Here is a 22,644-nt window from a genome sequence, read left to right as displayed (position 1 = left end):
GCTATAAATGAGTATTTTTGGTACCAAACTAATTAATCTTATTACACTCATGATTTCAAAATTCAGATCAGTAGTTATTTTATCACTTGTTGTAGCTACAGTAACTTTTTACTCTTCTTGTAAAAAAGATGCCACTTCTACTAATGGTGCAGATAAAACTAAAATAGGCGCGCAGTTAGCTGTATCGCTTTACCAATCGCTGAGTACTTCATTCAATAACAAAAACGGAGCAACAACCTCATCTATCGGTACAAAAAGAACTACCCTGGCCGATAATCTTTGCGGAACATTCAAAGAAGTTCCGGTTAATGAGATAAGCACCCAAGGCGATACTGTAAAAGACACTTACACCGGTTACTACAGGTTTGTTTACAATTGCGATAGCACCAGTAAAGTTAATGGCTACACACAGTCAGACAGTATTGTTAATGCTGGTTTTAACACCGCAAAAACTTACAATCGTTTAGTAAAAGAGTTTTTAACTGTAACCAAAATAGGTACCGACTTTACAAAGTTAAGCGTTAACGGTAGCCATTATTCATTGATCCAATCACAATCAAAAACTAATGCAGCTGAGTCATCATCACAAACAAACAACTTTACACTAACCAGCCTTGTGTTAGAAGCTGATGGTAATAAAATGACTATCAAATCGGGTGCCGCTACATTTAATTGTACAGGTACAAACGATGGTACCGCATTCAATTTTACGGGTACTATCACTTTCTTAACAGGTTACAAAGCTACTGTAACGTTTGATGGTAAAACTTATTTAGTTAACCTGCTTACAGGCGAAACTACTTTGCAAGCTTAATTACAAACATATTTGAAATATCAAAAAGCGATCTGGTTTACCAGATCGCTTTTTTTGTTTCTATACATAATGTGATATTTGCATAACAAGCTAAATTTTCAAAATATGTATGTTTGCCAACATGTTTACAGGCATAATAGAAACTTTAGGTAAAATAACCCATATGCGGCAGGAGCAGGGCAACCTGCACATCACTGTGGAGTCTGCGATAGCTAATGAGCTAAAGATAGACCAATCGGTAGCGCATAACGGTGTTTGTTTAACGGTTATAGCGTTAAATGATAATAGCCATACGGTTACCGCTATTGAAGAAACACTTAACAAAACAAGCCTTGGCCACCTTAAGGTTGGCGAACCTATAAACCTGGAGCGTTGCATGCAAATGAACGCACGTTTAGACGGGCACATAGTGCAGGGCCATGTTGACCAAACAGCTATATGCACAAAATTTACTGAACTTGACGGCAGCTGGGAATACACCTTTGAATATGATGCTGTAACCGGAAATGTTACGGTAGAAAAAGGATCGATATGTGTAAATGGTATTAGTTTAACGGTTGTTAACTCGGGTGTAAATTACTTTTCAGTAGCCATTATACCTTATACTTACGAGCATACCAACTTGAATAACGTTCGCGAGGGATCGGTGGTAAACCTGGAATTTGATATTATTGGCAAATACGTAGCCCGCCTTATGCAGCGTTAACGGCTGCGCAGTATTGCTATACGGCTTTTAGAATAATCTATAAACGGCTTTTGGCTAACAGACGGTTTGGTTGCCAGGTATAACTTGTAGTATTTTACAGCGGCTTTTTTATCATTTAAATTGGTATCGTAAACATTAGCCAGCGAATAGTAAACCATGGCACTCTCGTTAAACTGCAGACTTTTTTGATAGGCCAACACCGCCTTTTTATACTTAAACAGTTTTTCGTTACTATCGGCTATTTCGCCGTAATAGGCCCCAACATTTGGCGATACACCCTCGGTAATTGCTTTGTTTAAATTAAATATGCCCATAGGCTGATCTTTTAGCGCTTTGTAAGCCAATGCAGTATAATAATAGCTTGTTTCGTTACGGGCAATTTCATCCATATCGGCAAAGGCAGCAACACTGCATTCGTAATTTTTGGTATTGTAATAAGCTACCCCCAATTTAATTAATACCTGGCCCGACTGATTACCATTATCTATTAATTTAAGGCAGGTGTTAATAGTTTCGGGCCATTTTTTTTGCGCGTATTCCAGTTTCATAAGGCTGTTAAGTAACACAATGTTTTCAGGGTCGGCAGCTATAGCCAGGTTTAAAACTTTCTCCGCCGGAGTAGTTAGCTTCAAATTAACATATATATCGCTTAAGTCCGATGCTACATCTGGCTCGGCTGGGTTAAGCAGATTAGCCTTTTGCAGGTAATATATATTGTCGTCGATGTTGTTTTTATCATGGCTTATTTGCGCCAGTTGTTTGTATACTATAAAGTTACTGGTGTCGCTGGCAATTATCCTTTTATAATAAGTTTCGGCCTTAGTGATGTTGCCCCGACGGAGATTGATGCTACCCAGGCTATATAGTACACCCTTATTAGTCGAATCTGCATCGTATATGCGCTGGTAATAACCTTCGGCATCGGGAAGGCGGCCGGCCATTTGCGAAGTATACGCCAATTGTGATAATGCCTTTACATCGGTAACCGGTTCGGTATATATCTTCTTTAGATAATCTGATGCATCCGCGAAGCGCTGGTTTTGGTAGTAATCTAATAATACCGCGTTGTCAACTTTTTCTTGCGATAAACAAGTAATCGAATACCCTATAAATAGGAGTAAGATGATAGTAGATTTCATATAACTAAATTATTAGTTATAAATGATAATTCCAAATATTAAACAATTTGGCACTGAATTGGTTATAAAGCATATAAATAAGAAGATACTATGGATAAGATCAGAAAGTACGAATTGATGGCAAAGATTGTCCATGAATTAGAAGATTTAAAGAACAGTCAGCAAGCTATAATTCAAAAATTAGCTAAAATAGAAGTTGATAATATTGACCTTGGTGATAAACGCCTGGAGAAAGACTTGCCCGACATGCACCAGCGTGTTGCAGATAACCTGGATACGATAGCCAGCATACTGGAGGATTTTGCTAATCAAACAGATGAATACAGTAGCAAAAACAATATCTCGGCTTTAAAAGAGCAGGAAGAAATTAGCAAACTATAAGGAAAACTGAATCAAATAAAAAAGGCCCAATTTCAGGCCTTTTTTATTTACTGATACTGTATGTAAATAGGTGCAGGCTTCAAACTCAGCACCTCTTTTGGTGTAAGCATACGGTTAGGTGCATTTTTAATGTCGTTTTTATAAAATAGCTTAAAGCCTGTAAACTGTACGGGTTCGCCGGCGACAAAGTATTTGTAGGTGCCTTTTTTAAGATCGGGGCCGCCCCAGCCGTCCATATCCATTACAAATTGCACCTCTTTACGCAGTTTAATATCCTGGTAATTGGTTACCATGCGCTTAGTAAAACGGTGCACCACAAATACCTTTGGCGGCAGGTTGTATTTTTTAACCAGGTTAGCTAAGTATTCGCTTACAAAATTAATGTCTTTAGCGTCAAACGTACCAATGCGCTTGCCCGGCACACTGCCTTCTTTCATAGAAAATTCAGGGTCGATACCGAAATGTACGTTAGGCATTTTTAAATACTTTTCTAATTTGGGCAATTCGGTTTGTACATCGCTAAAGCCTACCTGTATATCTAAAAACACAAGGGCATCCATGGGTTTAGCCATTTCCAACACCTTATCTATCTGGCTAAATGGCATGCGCAAATTATATAAGCCATTTTTGCCGGGATCGCCCTGTGCGGTTACACATATATAATGCAGGGCCGGCTTTACCGGTGTAGCAGGGTCGGCAGCTTCCCAGTTCTTCACTTCGGCCTTTAGTTTTTCGCGCATTACCGATGGCTCGTACTGGCCTAATACACCCATGTTTTTAGAGTACATATTGCCATAGTAAGCAACTATACGATTAAAAGGAAGAATGGCGCCTGGGAGGGGATAGGGTGCCTTTTTTACGGGCCATTTACCTGTTTTATCACCATTGGCCAAACGCGTCATTAACGAGTCGTACCGGGCAGTGTCTAAGGTGGCTTTAAGGGTAGTGTCCTGTTGTACAGTTTGTGCAGATGCAGTTACAGATAGGCCGAAAATAATTAAAAACAGAATGGAGCGGAAGCTATTTTTCAAGTTGCGGAAATTTTAAGTTTAACACACCAATAACCCAAAACCTAATCAATAGTTTTACCCTTCATGGCGGTGCCTATGGCAATATCCATTACACGCTCGGCGAAGGGGCGGGTATAGTTGTTTAACGTATCAATTTTGGCATGTATAAGGTCTTTATCACCTGTACTTAAGGCGGCTTTTAAGGCTTCTAACTGTATATGCGTTTCGGTTATCTCATCAGCGTTTAATAACGAGCCGTTCTTTTCTAAAAAGCGTTCAACGGTATATATCATTTGTTCGGCCTCGGTTTTTGCTTCTATCAGCATACGGGCGTTCACATCATCTTTAGCGTGGGTAATGCTATCCATCAGCATTTGTTCTACCAGGTCGTCGTTAATGCCGTAGGCAGGTTTTACTTCCACTTCTTGTTTAACACCTGATCGTAGCTCAATGGCCTGTATTTTTAAAATACCGTCGGCATTTAATATAAAGTTGATATCTACCTTAGGGAAGCCTGCCGGCATGGCCGGGATGCCCTTTAGTTCAAATTCGGCCAGTTTACGGTTCTCGCTTATCAGGTCGCGTTCACCCTGGTAAACGGCTATCTTCATATTTACCTGCCCATCTTTAGAGGTGGTGTATTGCCGGCCGGCCTTAGTTGGTATTTTTGAATTGCGGGGGATAATAGTATCCATTAAACCACCCATCGTTTCGATACCTAAGGATAAAGGGGTAACATCAAGCAATAAAATATCGCTGCGGTTACCTGCCAGCACATCTGCCTGTATAGCGGCACCAAGCGCCACCACTTCATCAGGGTTAACACTATCGTGCACCGGGCGACCGAAAAACTCCGATACCATTTTTTTAACCAGCGCGGTACGTGTGCTGCCCCCAACCATTATCACTTCATCAATATCGGCAATGGTTAATTTAGCATCTTTTAAGGCGTTTTGGCAACTGGTAATGGTTTGCTGTACCTTGGGTAGTATAAGTTCTTCAAAGGTATTGCGGTCTATGGTGCACCATATATCACCTATCTTTTCGTTAAACAGGCTTTGGTGCGCAAATGCTTTTTTGGCTTCCTCTGCTTTTAGCCTAAGCTCCTGTGTCAGCTCGCGGTTATTGGCTAATTCTTCTTTGTTGATATTGTTTTTTTCTATCCAATAGTCGGCAATGGCACGGTCAAAATCATCACCTCCTAAAAAGGTATCGCCATTGGTAGATAACACTTCAAAAATACCGTTCTGTATTTGCAGTATAGATACATCAAAAGTACCGCCCCCTAAATCATAAACGGCAACGGTTTTAGTTTCTTCAGGATCTAAACCTATACCATAGGCCAAACTGGCCGCTGTGGGTTCGTTTACAATACGCAGTACATCCAGGCCGGCGAGCTTACCAGCATCGCGGGTTGCTTGTCTTTGCGAATCGTTAAAATAGGCAGGTACGGTTATTACCGCGCGGTTTACAGGAGTTTTTAAAGCGTGCTCGGCGCGTTCCTTTAATTCCTTTAATATAAGTCCAGATAATTCTATAGGGGTATAAAACTTATCGCCAACCTTTATTTTTACCAGGCTTTCGCTATCATCATCAATTATTTTGTAGGAAAAAAAGTTTTGATAATTCTTCACATCAGCGTAAGAACGGCCAAGTAAACGTTTTACCGAGAACACGGTGTTTTGTGGGTCGGTTATTAAACATTCTTTAGCTTCGTTACCTACCTTAATATCGCCTGCTGCACCAAAATGCACCACAGACGGCACTAAAACACCTTTGCCTGTATCGTTTATCACCTTAGGGTTTTTATCCGGATCGATAAACGCCACCAGCGAATTGGTAGTACCCAGATCTATGCCGACAATGATATCTTCTTTTTGTATAGAGCCTGTTGCCAGGTTGATAGAAACTTTAGCCATGGTATATTAATAACAAAGCGCAAATGTACTTAGTTTTGCGGCACGGAGTGTCATTTGGATTTACGATTTTGGATTTCAGATCAACGAGCGTTAAATGCAGCATTCAGTACCTCATTTGTTGCATAAAAGCATTTTTTAATGCTGTTATTTTTGGTGCATATTAATTACTTTCACCACCATGTTAAAACGCCTGTTGCTGCCGCTAATTTTACTAACTGCTACCATGGCAAGGGCACAGCAGTTTGGCGGCAATCCACCATCTATCAAGTGGCGGCAAGTAAACACACCCACAGCCAAAGTAATATTTTCACAGGGCATGGATTCGGTGGCTTTACGGGTTGCAGCAACCATCCAGCAAATGAGCACCTATATTAAACCTACCATTGGTTTTAAGCAAAAGCAGGTGAGCATTGTGCTGCAAAACCAAACCACTATATCAAACGCCTACGTCGGCCTGGCACCTTTTCGCAGCGAGTTTTATTTAACCCCCGATCAAAATAGTTTTGAGATAGGCAGCCTGCCCTGGCCTGAGCAGCTGGCCATACACGAGTTTAGGCATGTGCAGCAGTACAATAATTTTAATGTTGGGGTATCGCATGCGCTGCGTTTTGTTTTTGGCGAAGGCGGGCAGGCACTGGGTAATGCCTTAAGCGTACCCGACTGGTTTTTTGAAGGCGACGCTGTTTATAACGAAACTCTGGTAAGCAAGCAGGGCAGGGGGCGTTTACCATACTTTTTTAATGGCTACCGGGCTTTATGGGCCGCAGGCAGGGATTATAGCTGGATGAAGCTGCGTAATGGCTCTTACATTGATTATACACCCAACCACTACCCGCTTGGCTACATGCTGGTTGCCTATGGCCGCGAAAAATATGGCAGCGCATTTTGGAAGAACGTTACCCACGATGCAGCTGCCTTTAATACCGGCTTTTATCCGCTGCAGGGGGCAATAAAAAAGTATTCGGGTAGTAATTATACCCAATTCAGGAACGCGGCTCTGGGGCACTTTAAAGAGCAATTTAAGGCCGATGGAATAAAACGGGCGGATAAGAAACAGCACTTTATTGCAAATATGGAATATCCCGCATACGCGGATGATAATACCATTATTTACCTGAAAACGGCATATAACCATGTACCTGTTTTTATTGTAAAAAACGGCGATGCCGAAAAAACTATAGCTGTAAAAAGTATTTCCACCGATGACTATTTCGCCTATAACAACGGAAAGATAATGTATGCCGCTTACCGGCCTGATGCCCGCTGGCGATACCGTAACTATAACGAATTGGTGATACTGGACGTAAACACCGGGAAAGAGCACCGCATTACCCGCAAAACCAAATATTTTTCGCCTGTGTTCAGTAACAATGGTAAAACCATAGCTGCTGTACAGGTAGATCCGTCGGGTAAAAGCGAACTGCATTTGTTAGATACGGATGGCAGACTTTTGTCGATACTACCCAACCCCGATAAGCTGTTTTATACCTATCCGCAATTTTATGGCAATGACCTGGTGGCTGCTGTACGCAATACCGCAGGTAAAATGTCGATAGCTGTAATTAACAGCCAAACAGGCAGCGCTAAATATTTACTGCCCTTTAGCTTTGAGCCGCTCGGTTTCACTAAGATACAAGGCGATACCGTTTACTTTACTAAAACATCCGGCTTAAACGATAAGCTTTATGCTTTAGCCATTGGTAGTAACAAACTGTTTGCAGTAAATGTAGCTAACAACGGGTCTGTTGGGGCGTACCAGCCAGCTCTAAGCAATAACAAACTGGCCTGGGTTGGCTTTACGGCCTTTGGCTATCAATTAAACCAGGCTAACCGTGCCGATGTACCACTGACCGAGTTAAACCCCTCGCAAGTATCAGCACTATCAAATATCGGTATCAGTAACCTTGCGGTCGATTCATCTGCTAATATATTGGCTGCAATTAACCCGCAACCCTTACCTGTTACAAAATACGGCAAACTGCATGGCTTGTTCAATTTTCACAGCCTGTTCCCAAACCTGAACGACCCGGACTATTCATTAGAATTAGCCGGCGAAAATGTGCTTAATACCTTTCAATCGCGCATTGTGTTTGATTATAACCGCGATGAGGGGTACAAGCAAATAGGTTACGAAGCCATTTATGGCGGCCTATATCCTTACATTTTAGCAGGTGCTGATTATACCTTTGATAGGCGGGGCTTTTACAATGGTGGCAACGTTTATTACAACGAAACTGCCTTGCATGCAGGCTTACAGGTACCTTTGGATCTTACAGTGGGCGGGCACTCAACCTCGCTATCAGCAAGCAGTTTTTTATATTACAGCCGCAACTCTTTTCAGCAGGCTTACCGCAATGTATTGAACGATACACACTATACTTACCTAAGCAACACGCTTAGCTTTAATAACCAAATGCAGCAGGCCAAACAACACATTAATCCGCATTTTGCCCAAAGCATAAGTGTTAATTATAAAAGCGCTGTAGAAGGGCTTAAGGCTAACCAGTTGCTAACCACCGGCGCGTTTTATTTCCCGGGGTTGTGGGTTAACCATAGTTTGGTAATTAGCGGCGCCTACCAGCATAGCGGGCAAAATAACGGCATAGGCTTTTCCAATAACTTCCCTTTTTCAAAAGGCTACACCGCCCAAAATCTGGACAATATGAATAAGTTCGGGGCCAGCTATCATTTCCCGATAGCCTACCCGGATGCAGGTGTGGGTAATACGTTATATCTGATGCGTATACGAGGCAATGTTTTTTATGATAATACCCATGCAACAGCCTTTAACTTTTATAACGATGGGTCAACATTTAAAGGGAATTTCCGCTCGGTAGGGGCAGCGCTGTTTTTTGATGGTAAGCTGTTTAACCAGGGAGCTGTATCGCTTGGTTTTCGTTACAGCTACTTGTTAGATCGTGATGTGTTTGGCGGCAGCGGCAAAAACAGGTTTGAAATAGTGTTGCCCGTGAGCTTGTTTTAACAGTTACTATGAATTAGCAGCCTTCAATATCGCTTTAACTCTTTCAACTCCGGTAATATCCAGGCTATATTCATCGCCAAAGCGGTCGCTCATTAGTATATGGTCATTTTTGTAGGCCATTTTACCTTCTACCTTTATACGCGCAGATGAATGTACCTCTTTAACACCCGTAAAATGCACAAGGTCGGCCACGTTGTTTTCGCTAACACCGCTTCCGGGCATAATACTGATGCGGCCGCCGGCTTTTTCAACCAGGCGCGATATTATATTTGCACCTTCAATAGCCGTGCTTTTACCACCCGATGTAAGTATGCGCTCGCAGCCAATATCAATTATATCTTCTAATGCCTGGTATACGTCAACACACATATCAAACGCCCGGTGGAAAGTAACGCCAAGCCCCCATTGGCGGGCCATGCGCACCAACTCGTGGCAGCGGGCTTTATCAATAGTACCATCGGGGTTAAGCATACCAATTACCACACCATCGCAGCCGGCTTCTATACAGTTGCGTATATCAGCCTTCATTATTTCAAACTCCATATCAGAGTATAAGAAATCGCCACGGCGCGGCCTTATCAGTACGTATAATTTTATATGTAAATGTTTGCGGGCCAGTAGCAATTGGCCATAAGATGGGGTAGTGCCGCCTTCATTCAAATTCTCGCATAATTCTACCCGTATGGCACCGCCTTCCTGCGCGGCTATGGCCGATGTTACCGAGTTTGCACAAACCTCCAGCTGGATCATGTTGTTTACTAATAGTTATATACCATGGCGTTTTTTAACCATGATGTTTAATTAACAGGGTGTGTTTAAATTATTGAGTTAGTATATAACCCAACAGTTAAAGATAGTGCTTTTACTAACATCAAGCAATACAACCAAAAGTTGTTATTTTGTATCGGCGTTTTTATAAAAATATTTACCGGGTACCAGCAGGTCTTGCTTATTATTATCGCAAACGGCAAACGAAAACCCGTCCTGAATGGCGAAAGCGCCGTATTCGCCTTTTTTGTTGATAGCTAAAAAGCCAACTTGTATTTTCTTGGAGGTTTCGGGTTTCTTTTTGATAATGCGGTTCACAGCCTCTTTGCAGGCATCTTCAGGCGAGTAGCCCTGGCGCATTAATTCAACCACTAAAAAGCTGCCAACGTTACGTATCACTTCTTCGCCCACACCGGTTGATGTAGCGCCGCCCACTTCATTGTCTACATAAAGGCCTGCGCCTATTATTGGGCTGTCGCCTACGCGGCCACGCATTTTAAAGGCCATACCGCTGGTGGTGCATGCACCGCTTATATTGCCCTTGGCATCAATAGCCAGCATACCAATTGTATCGTGGTTGTATTTGCTTCCGGGGCGTTTTTGTTGGTTCTCTATATTTAGTACCGGCGAGTATTCTGCTTTTTTAAGCCACTCTTTCCATGCCTTGTACGATTCGGGGGTTAACAGCTTCTCCTTTTTAAAACCCTGCTCAATGGCAAACTGGGTAGCACCCGCGCCAACCAGCATTACATGCGGGGTTTTTTCCATTACCAAACGCGCTACCGAAATTGGGTGCGCGATATCTTCTATAGCCGCTACCGACCCGCAATTGCCAAACTCATCCATAATACAGGCATCTAACGATACGTGTCCATCGCGGTCCGGGTAGCCCGCGCGGCCTACTGTATGGTTGTTCATATCCGCTTCGGGTATGCGTACACCGGCCTCAACAGCATCTAAAGCCCGGCCGCCTGCAGCAAGTGTTTTCCAGGCTTCTTTGTTAGCGGCAACGCCAAAATCCCATGTAGATATTACAATAGGCACATTAGTGGCACTTATTGTTGCAATAGGTTTAGCAGGAACATATTTTGAAATTGCTGTTAATGAAGCGGTTACGGCGGATAACTTAATGAATTTGCGGCGGTTATACATATAGGCTAAGATAGTTTTTGGTATAATATTACAATTATTGTATCAGGTTTAATACAATTGTTATTCAAAATCGCGCTGGCAGTTAAAACAGTGCCATTGCTTGGGTGTAGTAAACGGTACAAATATGCTTGATAGCAAAGAGGTTAGCCAGTTAGATTTTTTTTCGACAGTTACCCCGTAACTTACATTTGTTGATGCGCAAAATGGACAAATAACCGCCGAAGCTGTTTCCTCATCTATCTCAAAATGGTCCTGTTCGTGCAGGTCATCTTCCTGTGCCAGTATTTCCAGGCAACGCTCCAGGTCGCGTTCAAAAATTTTAAGTTTTATACCTCCAACTGCCTGGTTATATAATGGATTGGCACCAATTGTATTTTCATCAGCAATAAAGCAGTTTATACCATTATCTTCCAGTTTGGTACGTATAATATGTGCCAGCATGGGGTCGTAATAGCTTTCAAACGTGATGATCTTATCCTCGGGTTGGTTTGCCATAGTGTAAATAAAAATTTATACGAAGGTACTTTGTTTTTAGTTATTTTGGGGCATGAACCGCATCGATCGTATATCTGCTATTTTAATTCAACTGCAATCGCGCAGGGTGGTTAAGGCCGGTGACATTGCCGATAGGTTTGGCATCAGCCTGCGAACGGTTTATCGCGATGTACGATCATTGGAAGAAGCCGGTATACCTATTATTGGTGAAGCAGGAGTGGGCTACTCTTTAGTGGAGGGTTACCGTTTGCCGCCGGTAATGTTTACCCGCGAAGAAGCTACCGCTTTTTTAACTGCCGAAAAGTTTGTAGAAAAAATGACGGATGCCTCTACCGCGGCACAGCATAAATCGGCCATGTATAAGGTTAGGGCGATATTAAAGACCGCCGAAAAGGACCTGCTGGAAAATATGGATAACAGCATTGAGGTGCTTAAAAGCCAAAGCCAGCGGCGCGCCAATAACAACGATCATATACAAGCCATTTTAAATGCTATTGCCGGCAAAAATGTGCTTGATATTGATTATACCGCAGGATACACCCAGCAACATACCAGGCGCGAAATAGAACCCGTTGGTGTTTTTTACCTGGATAGCTATTGGCACCTGATAGCCTTTTGCCGTATGCGTAACGATTACCGGGACTTCAGGCTTGACAGGATACAGTCGCTTTGCGAAACAGATAAGACCTTTGACGGCAAGCACCCCAGCCTGAAGGAATATATAGCCAAAACCGCTTACGACAACAAAATGCAAACTGTAGTTATTAAGGTTGATAACGGGATAAAGCGCTTTATTAACGAGCAGCGATACTACAATGGTTTTGTATCAGAAAAAATATACGCCAAACACACCGAAATGACCTTTTTAAGCATATCTATAGAAGGGTTTGCCCGCTGGTTTATGATGTTTGGCGACCAGGCCGAGATCATTAGCCCACAGGAGGCCAGGGATAGGGTGGCAGAGATTGCAGATGTAATTATAAACAGGAATAATAAACCCATTTCAACATTATGAGTTTGCCGAATACCTGTTTAAAACCTTATTGATAATCACTCCCCAATATGTCATTCGAACAAGCGATAGCGAGGAGAAATCCTGTTCATTATATAAAATTTGCCGCCTGTACATTCGAATAAGATTTCTCCTCGTTTCTCATTGGAAATGACAGATGCGAATTATTACTATCTTAGCACTACATGAATCATCAAACCGAATATCTGCCATTATTTTATATTGCCGGCTTAGCGGTGCGAACTATTAATGCCGATGGGCAAGCCGGTCGGGATATTGGCAGTTTGTGGCAGCGTTTTACCCGGGAAAACCTGGCCCAAAAGTTAGAAGACCGCCAGGGCAACGAATTGTATTGCGTTTACACTAATTACGAATCGGATCATAACGATTATTATACGGCCATATTGGGCTGCAAGGTGAGCTCGATAGAATATTTGCCCGAAGGTTTTACGGGTAAGGCCATACCTGCAAGTAAGTATGAAGTATTTGTACCCGAAGGTGATTTCCCCGCAAATATCGGCGCTACCTGGCAATATATCTGGCAATCGGATATAAACAGGCTATATACTGCCGATTTTGATGTTTACGACACAGAAGGTAAGGATTTTAATAAAATAGAATCAAAGGTTTACGTGGCTGTAAACGAAGAATAGTTAGCGGTTAAAGGTCATTCGTTGCCCGCTGATGTCGTTAACAAACGCACCATTCTCATACGCCAGGTTTCCTGATACTATTGTGCTCACCACCTTTGATTTAAAGGTTGAACCCTCAAACGGCGACCAGCCGCATTTGTATAAAATATTTTGTTTGTTTACCTGCCATGGTTTGTTCAGGTCAACCAAAACCATATCGGCCCAGTAGCCTTCGCGTATAAAGCCGCGTTTTTCTATAGCAAACAAAATAGCCACATTGTGGGCCATTTTCTCGGCAATTTGCTCCAGGGTTATTTTGCCGTGATGATACAGCTCCAGCATGGCTGTAAGCGCGTGCTGCACCAATGGCCCGCCCGATGGGGCATGCAGGTAAGTATTTGCTTTTTCTTCTATAGTATGCGGGGCATGGTCGGTAGCTATTACGTCGATACGGCCATCAAGTACGGCTGCCAAAATAGCGTCCCTGTCGGCCTCGGTTTTTACTGCCGGGTTCCATTTTATAAGGTTGCCCTTTTCTTCGTAATCAGCATCGGTAAACCATAAATGATGTATGCAGGCTTCGGCAGTTATACGCTTGTTAACCAACGGTATATCATTGCTAAAAAGGTGCGTTTCGCGCTCGGTTGATATATGCAGTATGTGCAGGCGGGTATTGTGTTTTTTAGCCAGTTCAACCGCCATTGACGATGACAGGTAGCAAGCTTCGGCACTGCGTATTTTGGGGTGCATCCTTACCGGTATATTATCGCCAAGTAATTGCTTGTAATGCTCCAGGTTGCTTTTTATGGTAGCCTCGTCTTCGCAATGAGTTGCTATCAGCATGGGCGATTGCGCAAAAAGTTTTTCGAGGGTGTCTGGGTTATCAACCAGCATATTACCGGTAGACGAACCCATAAATACCTTAACACCGCAAACCTGTTTGGCATCGGTGCGCAATACCTCAAAAAGGTTATCGTTTGATGCTCCCATAAAAAAGGAGTAGTTAGCCAAAGAATTTTGGGCGGCTATCTGGTACTTATCTTCAAGTAATACCTGTGTAAGCGCGTTGGGTACGGTATTGGGCATTTCCATAAACGAGGTGATACCACCTGCAACAGCGGCTCTTGATTCGGTATGGATGTTGCCCTTATGTGTAAGCCCCGGCTCCCGAAAGTGCACCTGGTCATCAATACAGCCGGGGAAAAGGAACAAGCCTTCGGCATTTATCTCCTTGTCGGCAGTCGCATTTATTTGCGCGTCAATCTTTTCAATAAAACCATCTTTTACTAATACATCGGCAACCTGCTGGCCGCCTTCGTTAACAATTGTAGCGTTTTTAATAAGGATTGATGACATATAGCAAATATAGTGATTATGTAGGAAAAGGGAATCAGGATGTAGGAAAAGGGAGCCAGGATGCAAGACAAAAAAACCTTGCTTCCTGACTCTTGAATTCTTAATTCTCTTAAAAATAGTAGTTTATACCAAAATTGATATTGTTATTAAGGCCTACATTAAAAAAGCTGCCTTTGGTTTGATAGCCATAGCTATAATTAATGTTGCCAAAACCCATATTAATACCCAGGCTTTCGGTTGGGAAAAATACCACATTTGGCCCGCCGCCAACAGACAAAAGTCCGGCGCTAAAGTCTTTTATATTATTGGATGTGCCGATGCCGAATTGGGGGTATATACCAAATTTATTGGTCAGCATCCAGTAATACCTGAACTCAATGGCCAGTCCAATATCCTCTGCCTTATAATCGGTGGTGCTGCTATAGCTTTCGATGCCCGGCGTGGTCGAGTAAAAATTAGACCGCTCGGTACCTGATACGCGTGTATAGCTTGGGCGTATGCCGATGCTCCAGCTATCGTTTAAAAAAAAGCCAAACTCTGGGCTGATGTTAAAGTTTACAACATTGCTGTTGTTGTATTGGGTATACCCGGTGCTGTAATAAGTAACCGAGTATTTGCCGGCCTGGTCGTAATTAAAATATAAGCTGCCACCCAGGTATTTTTGCCCGCTTGCCGGTTGCGAAAATGCAGTAGTGCTTATTAAAAGCAGTAATAATGATAAAAGTAGCGGTTGTTTCATGCCGGTTTGTTTGCAAGCCGAAGATAGGTTATAGCAGGCAAGTGATAAAGCACGAAGATAAGAAAAGATGAAAAAGGAGTAAAGCAGAGTGTATGCGAAGGCCGTTTTAGGTAAATTCAAACCAACATAATATGCCGACTTTATGACTACAGACCGCCTACTTAAAACAAAACCCTATCTTTGCAGCTATGGCTGTAACTTTTGAAGATTTTAAATTTAACCGGCAAATACTGAATGCCATTGCCGATGCCGGTTATACCGAAGCTACGCCGATACAACAAAAAGCTATACCACCCATAATGAACGGGCAGGATGTAATGGGTATAGCGCAAACAGGTACCGGCAAAACCGCTGCCTATGTGCTGCCGTTGTTAATGAAGCTTAAATACGCACAGGGCGACGACCCGCGCGCTTTAATTGTATCGCCAACACGCGAGCTGGCTATGCAGATAGAGGAAAATATAAAAACATTTGCCGCTAATACAGATTTGCGGGTAGTTGTTTTATATGGCGGCCTTGGCCCCAAAACCCAAATAGAGCAAATACAAAAGGGGGTGGATATTATTGTAACCACACCCGGCCGTTTTTTGGATATTTATATAGCAGGCCACATTGTTACCAAAAAGCTACAAACTTTGGTGTTAGACGAGGCAGATAAAATGATGGATATGGGCTTTATGCCCCAAATAAACCGCATTTTAGAAGTAGTGCCTGTAAAGCGCCAAAACCTGCTGTTCTCGGCTACCATGTCTGATGTGGTGCATAGCCTGGCGGGTAACTTTTTAGAGTTTCCGACAGTGATAGAGATAACACCGCAGGCTACTACAGCCGAAACGGTAGACCAGCAGCTGTATCATGTACCCAATGTTAAAACCAAAATAAACCTGCTTAAAACCTTGCTTGATAAAGAAGGTGATATTAAAAAGCTGATGGTGTTTTGTAAAACCCGTGTAGCTGCCGAAGATGTATACAAATTTTTGCTGCGCAAATACGGCGAAAAGGAAGTAAAGGTTTTACACGCCAACAAGGGGCAAAACACACGTATCAACTCTATCAACGCTTTTAAAAACAACGAAGTGAAGATATTGGTTGCCACGGATGTAGCTTCGCGCGGTATTGATGTGAGCGATGTAAGCCACGTTATTAACTTTGATGTGCCGGTGGTGATAGAAGATTATGTACACCGTGTGGGCCGTACGGGCCGCGCCTATAACTCGGGTGTGGCTATAACATTCGCGGTACCATCAGAAGAATATTATATAAATAAAATACAAAAGCTTATCAGGCAAACTATACCGGTGCACCCGCTGCCCGATAACCTTTTTGTTGAGGAAACCCCTTACGAAGAACGGCAAGACCAGGCACGCGAAATAGATATGCAAAAACGTAAGGAGGACCCCGAGTTTAAAGGGGCTTTCCACGAAAAGAAATCGCTGGCGCAGATCAAAAAATTTGAGGCTGCCAAGGCAAAAAAACAACCTAATCACCCTAACAACCAGAAACCTGTAAAACATGGCGGACAAAAACGATCTGGCAGAAAAAAGCGCTGATCAACCACGTAAATTCAGAGTTAGCCCATTAAACTTTGCCACAGCTTTTTTCCTGATACTGGCGGGTTATATATTTATATACGGCGCAAAAATCACCGGCACCCCCTACGAGCATTGGAGCGGTACCATTACCTGGATATTTGTGCTGTTTGGCATTGTTGTGTCATTACTGGATATAATTTTCCGTAATTTCTTTGCCGAAACCAAAAAACTATGGATTGTAGAGCTAAGCTTTATAACTTTGGTGGTTATCATATTTTTCCTTGTTAAATAATTTGTTTTTAAATGAAGACTGCTGAAATAAAGCTGACCGTACAACTCGACGATAATAATATCCCCGAAAGGATAATGTGGGAATCAACCGATTCAAAAAACCAGGAAGCCTTGCCTGTGCAGGCGTTTATGCTTTCGTTATGGGATCAAAGCTATAAAAACACCCTTAAGATAGACCTTTGGACAAAAGAAATGCCCGTTGACGAAATGAAGCGGTTTTTTTACGAAACCCTGCAAACCATGGGCGATACCTTTTTACGCGCCACCGGCGAAAAAAACATTGTAGAAGACCTGCGCGACTACTGTGCCCACTTTGCCGATAAAATGGAAATAAAACAATAATAAAACTATGCGCCTGCCTTTACTATTAGCTTTACTGGGCTTTATACTAATAATAGCGGCTACGTTTTGCCCTATGTTGCGCCCATTCGGTTTGTTTAACTGGGATGTTTACCATATGAACAGGCCTTATGGCATGGTAATACTTTTGGTAGCTGTAATAGGTATTTTAGGTACGGTGCTTAACCAGCCTAAAATATTGCGCCTGGCGGCTTATGCATCTGCGGTGTTAATAGTATTGCTGTACATAGCCGCTTTATTAAAGGTTAATACAACTTTTAGCTTTATTCCATTTAAATCGTTAACTGCTTTTTTGGCAAGGCAAATAAAATTCAAATGGGGCTGGTATGTGCTTTTTGCAGGTGCAGCTATGGCGGTATTGGGTGCTTTACTTTCAAGAACACCTAAAGCGGTAGTGGTAGCTAAATAGTTTACCACCTGTCTGTTTATTACGCAATTGTATTTACTGTACAGTTATTTTTGAACATATTTGTACAACTTAAAAACCATATCATACACCTATGATAAAACTTTCTTTCCGTAACCAGGTATTAGCGGGGTTTGCCGTATCAATAGTACTGGTGTTATTTGTAGGCGTATTGTCTTTTACAAGCATACAGCAACTGGAAGATGATACCAATTGGGTTGACCATACACAAAATGTTATTAAAGAAACCAACAACTTGCTGCAATTGCTGGTTGATGGCGAAACAGGCATGCGCGGTTATGGTGCTACCAATAACAAAGCCTTTTTAGACCCATACAATGAGGCTGTTCCAAGGATAAATGAAACTCTTTCTGACCTGACGCGATTGATAAAGGATAACCCTAAACAAGCTGAACGGTTAGATTCGCTTAAAATACTTGTGAATCGGCAGTTGCTGGTTTTGAAAACAAATATAGAAACGCGCGATGCAAAAGGCCTTGATTACATGGTAGCTAACCATATGTTTTTAAATGGTAAGGGCAATATGGATAGCATCCGCGATTTAAACAAGCGGGTAATTAAAACAGAAAGTGACTTGCTGGCGCAGCGTAAGGCTGCTTCAGATAAGGCTTCGCAACGGGCTATTATTGTTATTCTGTTAGGCTCAACCGCCTTTTTGCTGATTATAGTCGTAATGTTCTACTACATACAGGGCACATTTACACGTCAAAAAAAGGTAGAAGAAGAGATAAAAATAGCCAATATCGAACTGGAAAAGGTGTTGGAAGAGAACGAGGCTAAAAACTGGCTGCTTACGGGCACTATGGCCCTTAACGAAAAGATGCAAGGCCAGCAATCGGAAAGAGAGCTATCGGCAAATATTTTAACTGAAATTAGCAGTTATTCGTCAGCTGTAACGGGTACGCTTTATTTGTTTAACGAAACAGAAGAAGCCCTTGACCTTTATGCAACTTATGCGTTTAACGATCCATCGGCCTTAAAAAAGCAAATACGGATATCTGAGGGTTGGATAGGCCAGGCCGCTAAGGATGAGAGAGCTGCCGTAGTAAAAGGTAAATTAAACGATAAGCTACAGTTAAGTTCATCAATTTTAGAGGACGAATTGATAGAAACCTTTATTGTGCCTTTCTTTTTTGATAAAAAGTTAAAAGGGGTTATCGAATTAGGTTTCCGTAACGAGATAAAAGAAAGTGTAAAACAGTACATCTTGTTGGTTGCTAACGATATCGGCATTGCTATAAATACATCGCAGGCGCGTACCATTATGCACGACCTGTTTGAAGAAACCCAGCAACAGGCCGAAGAACTGGAAGCACAGCAGGAAGAAATGCGCGTAACCAACGAAGAACTGGTGAACAAAACAGAAATGTTGCAGGCATCGGAAGAAGAACTACGCGTGCAGCAGGAAGAACTGCGCACCATTAATGCCGAACTGGAAGAAAAGGCAAGCCTGCTGGAAGAGAAGAACCAGGCTATAGAAGAGGCCCGGCAGTCTATCAGCATAAAAGCTACCGAACTGGAAACAACCGGTAAATACAAATCGGAGTTTTTGGCAAACATGAGCCACGAATTACGCACCCCGTTAAATAGTATTTTGGTACTTGCCCGTATATTAAAAGATAACAAGCCGGCCAACCTGTCCGAAGATCAGATAAAATATGCCAGTGTAATATTTAACGCCGGTAACGATCTGTTAACGCTTATAAACGATATACTCGACCTATCGAAAATTGAATCGGGTAAGCTGGATATGCAGAACGAGCATGTACCGATAGCCGAGATATTAGGCGATATGCAATCGCTGTTTGCCGAATTTGCGATTAACAAACGCATCAACTATAAAACCAGCGCTACCGATGTGCCTGCAACTATATTTACCGATAAGGTACGGGTTGAACAGGTGATCAAAAACCTGTTATCTAACGCCTTTAAGTTTACGCCCGAAAATGGTTCTATCTCCATTTCGGTTGTGCCCGGTCCTGTTAAAGATACCGTTAGCTTTTGCATAAAAGACTCGGGTATAGGTATACCTGCCGATAAGCAAAGCCTTATCTTCCAGGCTTTCCAACAGGCAGATGGTTCAACAAGCCGTAAATATGGCGGTACTGGTTTAGGTCTTTCCATCAGCCGCGAATTGGCTGCTTTGCTTGGCGGTAACATTACCCTTAGCAGCGAACCTGGCGTGGGCAGCGAGTTTATTTTGACCTTGCCATTTGAAGGGAAGATAACCGAGCCTGAAGAGCATGTGCCTACCGTGGATAGCTTTGAGGCACCCGCATCAAACTTTTTAAGTACCGTTAAAAAGCCGGTTGACCCCGACCACGAGCCCACTGTGGTAATTGTGGAGGACGATAAAAACTTTGGCGCCATACTGCAAGATTACGCCCATGAACATGGCTACAAATCTGTTTTAGTTAACGAGGGCACAAACGCCGTAGAGATTATTAAAGAGCAGCAACCGGATGCTGTTATATTAGATATAATGCTACCGGGTAAAGATGGCTGGCAAATATTAAAAGAGTTAAAGCAAGATACAGCCACCCTGCACATCCCTGTACACCTGATGTCGGCGGGCGAAGCCGCTGCAAACCGTGTACGTAAAGAGGGGGCCATCAGCTTCCTTAAAAAACCGGTAAATACCGAAACGCTTGATAAACTATTTGGCGATATTATGGCCAATAGCGGTACACGTTTTAAGCAAATATTATTGGTTGAAGACCACAAGGCACAAAGCCAGGCATTAAAAGATCTGATGCAGGGCCAGGGTATTACAGTTGACCAGGCCTTCGACGGCGAATCGGCGTATAGGATGCTGCACGAAAATGAATACCAGTGCGTGATTTTGGACCTAAATTTGCCTGATATCTCGGGGCTCGACCTGTTAGATAAGGTGAAAGAAGTTGAACGCTTTGCGGCCCTTCCTGTAATTATTAATACTGCTATGGAATTAGATAAAACATCAGTTAACCGTTTAATGCAGTATGCTAACGCAATGGTAGTAAAAACCAGCAAATCATCAGACAGGTTGATAGACGAGGTGAACCTGTTTTTAAACAAAATTAGCGAAGGCGGGCAGCCAGGTGGCGCCGCCCCGATAAAAACGAGAACTATCAGCAAAAGTAAAGACACCCTAAAAGGGAAGAAAGTACTGGTTGTTGATGACGATATGCGGAACATCTTTGCCCTTAGCAGCGCCCTGGAAAGCTACGACCTTAATGTGGTAATAGCCAACGATGGGGAAGAGGCAATAGCCAAGCTGGAAGAGATAACAGATATAGATATTGTGCTGATGGATATTATGATGCCTAAGATGGATGGTTACGAAGCCACAAGGCATATACGCAAGCAAAACAAATGGGCCAAATTGCCTGTTATAGCGCTAACCGCAAAAGCAATGAAGGATGACCGGGAAAAGTGTATAGCAGCAGGAGCAAATGATTACATCACCAAACCCGTTGATATTGACAGGCTGATATCATTGATGCAGTTGTGGTTAGATAACTAATGAGTGCCGTAGCTAAAGATAACATAACAACCGCGCAGTTAATTGAATTAGTAGACCTGGTAAAAAAAGTACACGGGTTTGATTTTAGTGACTATACAAAAGCATCGTTAAAACGGCGTATAGACCGTATTTTGATGTTGAAAAAGTATACTTATTATGATTTAAAGCATACACTGGTAAACAGTACCGATTTTTTCCAGGAATTTTTGGAAGAAGTTACCGTTAACGTTACCGAAATGTTTCGCGACCCGGCTTACTACAAAGCTTTAGGCAACCAGGTAGTGCCTTATCTTTCCACTTATCAGCACGTAAAGGTTTGGTGCGCAGGCTGCTCATCCGGAGAAGAGGTTTACTCGTTAGCCATTTTGTTAAAAGAGCATAACCTCAGCAAAAAATCGTTTATATACGGTACAGATATCAACACCGAAGTTTTAAAGGAAGCCCGTAAGGGCATATACAGCCTGCGTAAAATAAAAAGCTACGCCGAAAATTATTTGTTTACCGGCCTCCCCGGTTCAATAACTGATCATTTTACTATTATGTACGATGCAGCAGCCGTACATAATGAACTGAAACAAAATACGTTATTTAGCGTACACAACCTGATATCTGATACCGGCTTTAACGAGTTTCAGATGATAAGCTGTCGTAACGTATTCATTTACTTTGAAACCGAGCTACAATATCGTATACTCGACCTGTTTTACAAAAGCCTTTGCCCGCTGGGTTATTTGTGCCTGGGCAGTAAAGAAACGATAAGATCAGACGAGTTTAGAAAAAAGTTTAAGGTGATCAACCAAAAAGAAAATATATACCAAAAAATTGGATCTTGATAAGCAACTGATCGGGCATTGGCAAAAATCTAAAGTATTGCTGTTAGGCGGTTCTGCAGGTTCGTTTAAACTCTTATTCAAGCTGGTTAAATTGCTGCCACACGATCTTAATAAAACAGTAATAATTGTTATCCATCGTAAGAAGAACTTTTTTAGTGAAATAGAAAAACTGTTTGCAGAAAACAGCCGTATGTTGTTACGTGAAATAAGCGACAAGGAGCCAATAGCTGATAACGCTATATACATTGCCCCGGCTAATTACCACACGCTGATAGAGAAAGAAGGCTTTTTTAGCCTTGATGTATCTGATGCGGTGTGGTACTCAAAGCCTTCGATAGATGTTACTTTCGAAAGCGCCGCAGATGTATATGGCAGCAATTGTACTGCTATATTGCTTTCGGGGGCTAACCAGGATGGCGCCGAGGGCTTGTTAAAATTACGCGATAGAGGCGCTTTAACAATAGCACAACACCCTAATGATGCAGAAATGGACGAAATGCCCCGTGCCGCTATAAATATTAACGCAGCAGCATATATTTTACACACTAATGAAATTTTTGACTTGATACAACGAAATACTACTTAATCTG

At 42.4% G+C, this 22,644-nt stretch carries 21 protein-coding genes; 13 read left to right on the top strand and 8 right to left on the bottom strand.

The window, feature by feature from the left end; all coding sequences use genetic code 11:
* The first annotated feature begins 49 nt into the window (after nucleotides 1-49).
* Nucleotides 50-814 carry a hypothetical protein gene (locus FFF34_007025; protein ID TSD67140.1) on the top strand — a complete coding sequence of 255 codons (765 nt, stop codon included), beginning with the start codon at nucleotides 50-52 and terminating at the stop codon, nucleotides 812-814.
* A 121-nt stretch (nucleotides 815-935) separates the two neighbouring features.
* Nucleotides 936-1,520 carry a riboflavin synthase gene (locus tag FFF34_007020; protein TSD67139.1) on the top strand — a complete coding sequence of 195 codons (585 nt, stop codon included), beginning with the start codon at nucleotides 936-938 and terminating at the stop codon, nucleotides 1,518-1,520.
* On the opposite strand, the gene FFF34_007015 is transcribed toward FFF34_007020, so the two are convergent.
* Nucleotides 1,517-2,659: a tetratricopeptide repeat protein gene (locus FFF34_007015; GenBank protein TSD67138.1), complete on the bottom strand. Its 1,143-nt coding sequence runs from the start codon at nucleotides 2,657-2,659 to the stop codon at nucleotides 1,517-1,519. The genes FFF34_007020 and FFF34_007015 overlap by 4 nt on opposite strands.
* 90 nt (nucleotides 2,660-2,749) lie before the next feature.
* Between FFF34_007015 and FFF34_007010 the strand changes: the two genes are divergently transcribed.
* Entirely contained in the window at nucleotides 2,750-3,040 is a 291-nt protein-coding gene (locus FFF34_007010) for a hypothetical protein (protein ID TSD67137.1), read from the top strand.
* A 47-nt stretch (nucleotides 3,041-3,087) separates the two neighbouring features.
* Here the strand turns inward: FFF34_007010 and FFF34_007005 are convergent, their stop codons facing one another.
* Both FFF34_007005 and hscA read right to left on the bottom strand, forming a co-directional pair.
* Nucleotides 3,088-4,071 (bottom strand): hypothetical protein, encoded by a 984-nt coding sequence (locus FFF34_007005; GenBank protein TSD67136.1) that lies wholly within the window; start codon nucleotides 4,069-4,071, stop codon nucleotides 3,088-3,090.
* A 41-nt stretch (nucleotides 4,072-4,112) separates the two neighbouring features.
* Complete coding sequence (hscA, locus tag FFF34_007000) at nucleotides 4,113-5,969, bottom strand: Fe-S protein assembly chaperone HscA (GenBank protein TSD67135.1); 1,857 nt, start codon at nucleotides 5,967-5,969, stop codon at nucleotides 4,113-4,115.
* 178 nt (nucleotides 5,970-6,147) lie between these two features.
* Between hscA and FFF34_006995 the strand changes: the two genes are divergently transcribed.
* Entirely contained in the window at nucleotides 6,148-8,952 is a 2,805-nt protein-coding gene (locus tag FFF34_006995) for a hypothetical protein (GenBank protein ID TSD67134.1), read from the top strand.
* Between the two features lie 6 nt (nucleotides 8,953-8,958).
* Here FFF34_006995 and FFF34_006990 read toward each other — a convergent pair whose 3' ends face one another.
* From FFF34_006990 to FFF34_006980, 3 genes are all read right to left on the bottom strand, one after another.
* The gene (locus FFF34_006990) at nucleotides 8,959-9,702 is read right to left on the bottom strand and encodes a copper homeostasis protein CutC (protein TSD67133.1); all 744 of its coding nucleotides are present in this window, start codon (nucleotides 9,700-9,702) and stop codon (nucleotides 8,959-8,961) included.
* Nucleotides 9,703-9,846: 144 nt separating this feature from the next.
* Nucleotides 9,847-10,872, bottom strand: coding sequence for a N(4)-(beta-N-acetylglucosaminyl)-L-asparaginase (locus FFF34_006985; protein ID TSD67132.1), 1,026 nt, complete (start codon nucleotides 10,870-10,872; stop codon nucleotides 9,847-9,849).
* 60 nt (nucleotides 10,873-10,932) lie between these two features.
* Nucleotides 10,933-11,367, bottom strand: coding sequence for a DUF2007 domain-containing protein (locus FFF34_006980; protein ID TSD67131.1), 435 nt, complete (start codon nucleotides 11,365-11,367; stop codon nucleotides 10,933-10,935).
* Between the two features lie 52 nt (nucleotides 11,368-11,419).
* On the opposite strand from FFF34_006980, the gene FFF34_006975 reads away from it, so the two are divergent.
* Nucleotides 11,420-12,382 carry a YafY family transcriptional regulator gene (locus tag FFF34_006975; GenBank protein TSD67130.1) on the top strand — a complete coding sequence of 321 codons (963 nt, stop codon included), beginning with the start codon at nucleotides 11,420-11,422 and terminating at the stop codon, nucleotides 12,380-12,382.
* Between the two features lie 182 nt (nucleotides 12,383-12,564).
* Nucleotides 12,565-13,032, top strand: coding sequence for an AraC family transcriptional regulator (locus tag FFF34_006970; protein TSD67129.1), 468 nt, complete (start codon nucleotides 12,565-12,567; stop codon nucleotides 13,030-13,032).
* On the opposite strand, the gene FFF34_006965 is transcribed toward FFF34_006970, so the two are convergent.
* A complete protein-coding gene (locus tag FFF34_006965; GenBank protein ID TSD67128.1) occupies nucleotides 13,033-14,367 on the bottom strand; it encodes a dihydroorotase in 1,335 nt (444 codons plus the stop codon).
* Nucleotides 14,368-14,476: 109 nt separating this feature from the next.
* Complete coding sequence (locus tag FFF34_006960) at nucleotides 14,477-15,106, bottom strand: hypothetical protein (protein ID TSD67127.1); 630 nt, start codon at nucleotides 15,104-15,106, stop codon at nucleotides 14,477-14,479.
* A 188-nt stretch (nucleotides 15,107-15,294) separates the two neighbouring features.
* Here FFF34_006960 and FFF34_006955 point away from each other — a divergent pair, with 188 nt between their 5' ends.
* The 7 genes from FFF34_006955 (at nucleotide 15,295) to FFF34_006925 (ending at nucleotide 22,640) form a co-directional block, all read left to right on the top strand.
* On the top strand, nucleotides 15,295-16,656 hold the full coding sequence (locus tag FFF34_006955) for a DEAD/DEAH box helicase (protein ID TSD67126.1): 1,362 nt from the start codon (nucleotides 15,295-15,297) through the stop codon (nucleotides 16,654-16,656).
* Nucleotides 16,619-16,930 carry a hypothetical protein gene (locus FFF34_006950; protein ID TSD67125.1) on the top strand — a complete coding sequence of 104 codons (312 nt, stop codon included), beginning with the start codon at nucleotides 16,619-16,621 and terminating at the stop codon, nucleotides 16,928-16,930. The genes FFF34_006955 and FFF34_006950 overlap by 38 nt, the downstream gene beginning before the upstream one ends.
* 11 nt (nucleotides 16,931-16,941) lie before the next feature.
* Nucleotides 16,942-17,271: a gliding motility protein GldC gene (gldC, locus tag FFF34_006945; protein TSD67124.1), complete on the top strand. Its 330-nt coding sequence runs from the start codon at nucleotides 16,942-16,944 to the stop codon at nucleotides 17,269-17,271.
* 7 nt (nucleotides 17,272-17,278) lie between these two features.
* Nucleotides 17,279-17,698 carry a hypothetical protein gene (locus FFF34_006940; GenBank protein TSD67123.1) on the top strand — a complete coding sequence of 140 codons (420 nt, stop codon included), beginning with the start codon at nucleotides 17,279-17,281 and terminating at the stop codon, nucleotides 17,696-17,698.
* A 91-nt stretch (nucleotides 17,699-17,789) separates the two neighbouring features.
* Nucleotides 17,790-21,221 (top strand): response regulator, encoded by a 3,432-nt coding sequence (locus FFF34_006935; protein ID TSD67122.1) that lies wholly within the window; start codon nucleotides 17,790-17,792, stop codon nucleotides 21,219-21,221.
* Complete coding sequence (locus FFF34_006930) at nucleotides 21,221-22,054, top strand: protein-glutamate O-methyltransferase CheR (protein ID TSD67121.1); 834 nt, start codon at nucleotides 21,221-21,223, stop codon at nucleotides 22,052-22,054. The genes FFF34_006935 and FFF34_006930 overlap by 1 nt, the downstream gene beginning before the upstream one ends.
* Entirely contained in the window at nucleotides 22,029-22,640 is a 612-nt protein-coding gene (locus tag FFF34_006925) for a chemotaxis protein CheB (protein ID TSD67120.1), read from the top strand. Before FFF34_006930 ends, FFF34_006925 begins: the two co-directional genes overlap by 26 nt.
* The last annotated feature ends 4 nt before the right edge of the window (nucleotides 22,641-22,644 follow it).

Source organism: Inquilinus sp. KBS0705 (assembly GCA_005938025.2).
Classification (GTDB): domain Bacteria; phylum Bacteroidota; class Bacteroidia; order Sphingobacteriales; family Sphingobacteriaceae; genus Mucilaginibacter.
The sequence above is the reverse complement of the archived record's forward strand: the minus strand, read 5'-3'. Positions and strand labels throughout refer to the sequence as shown.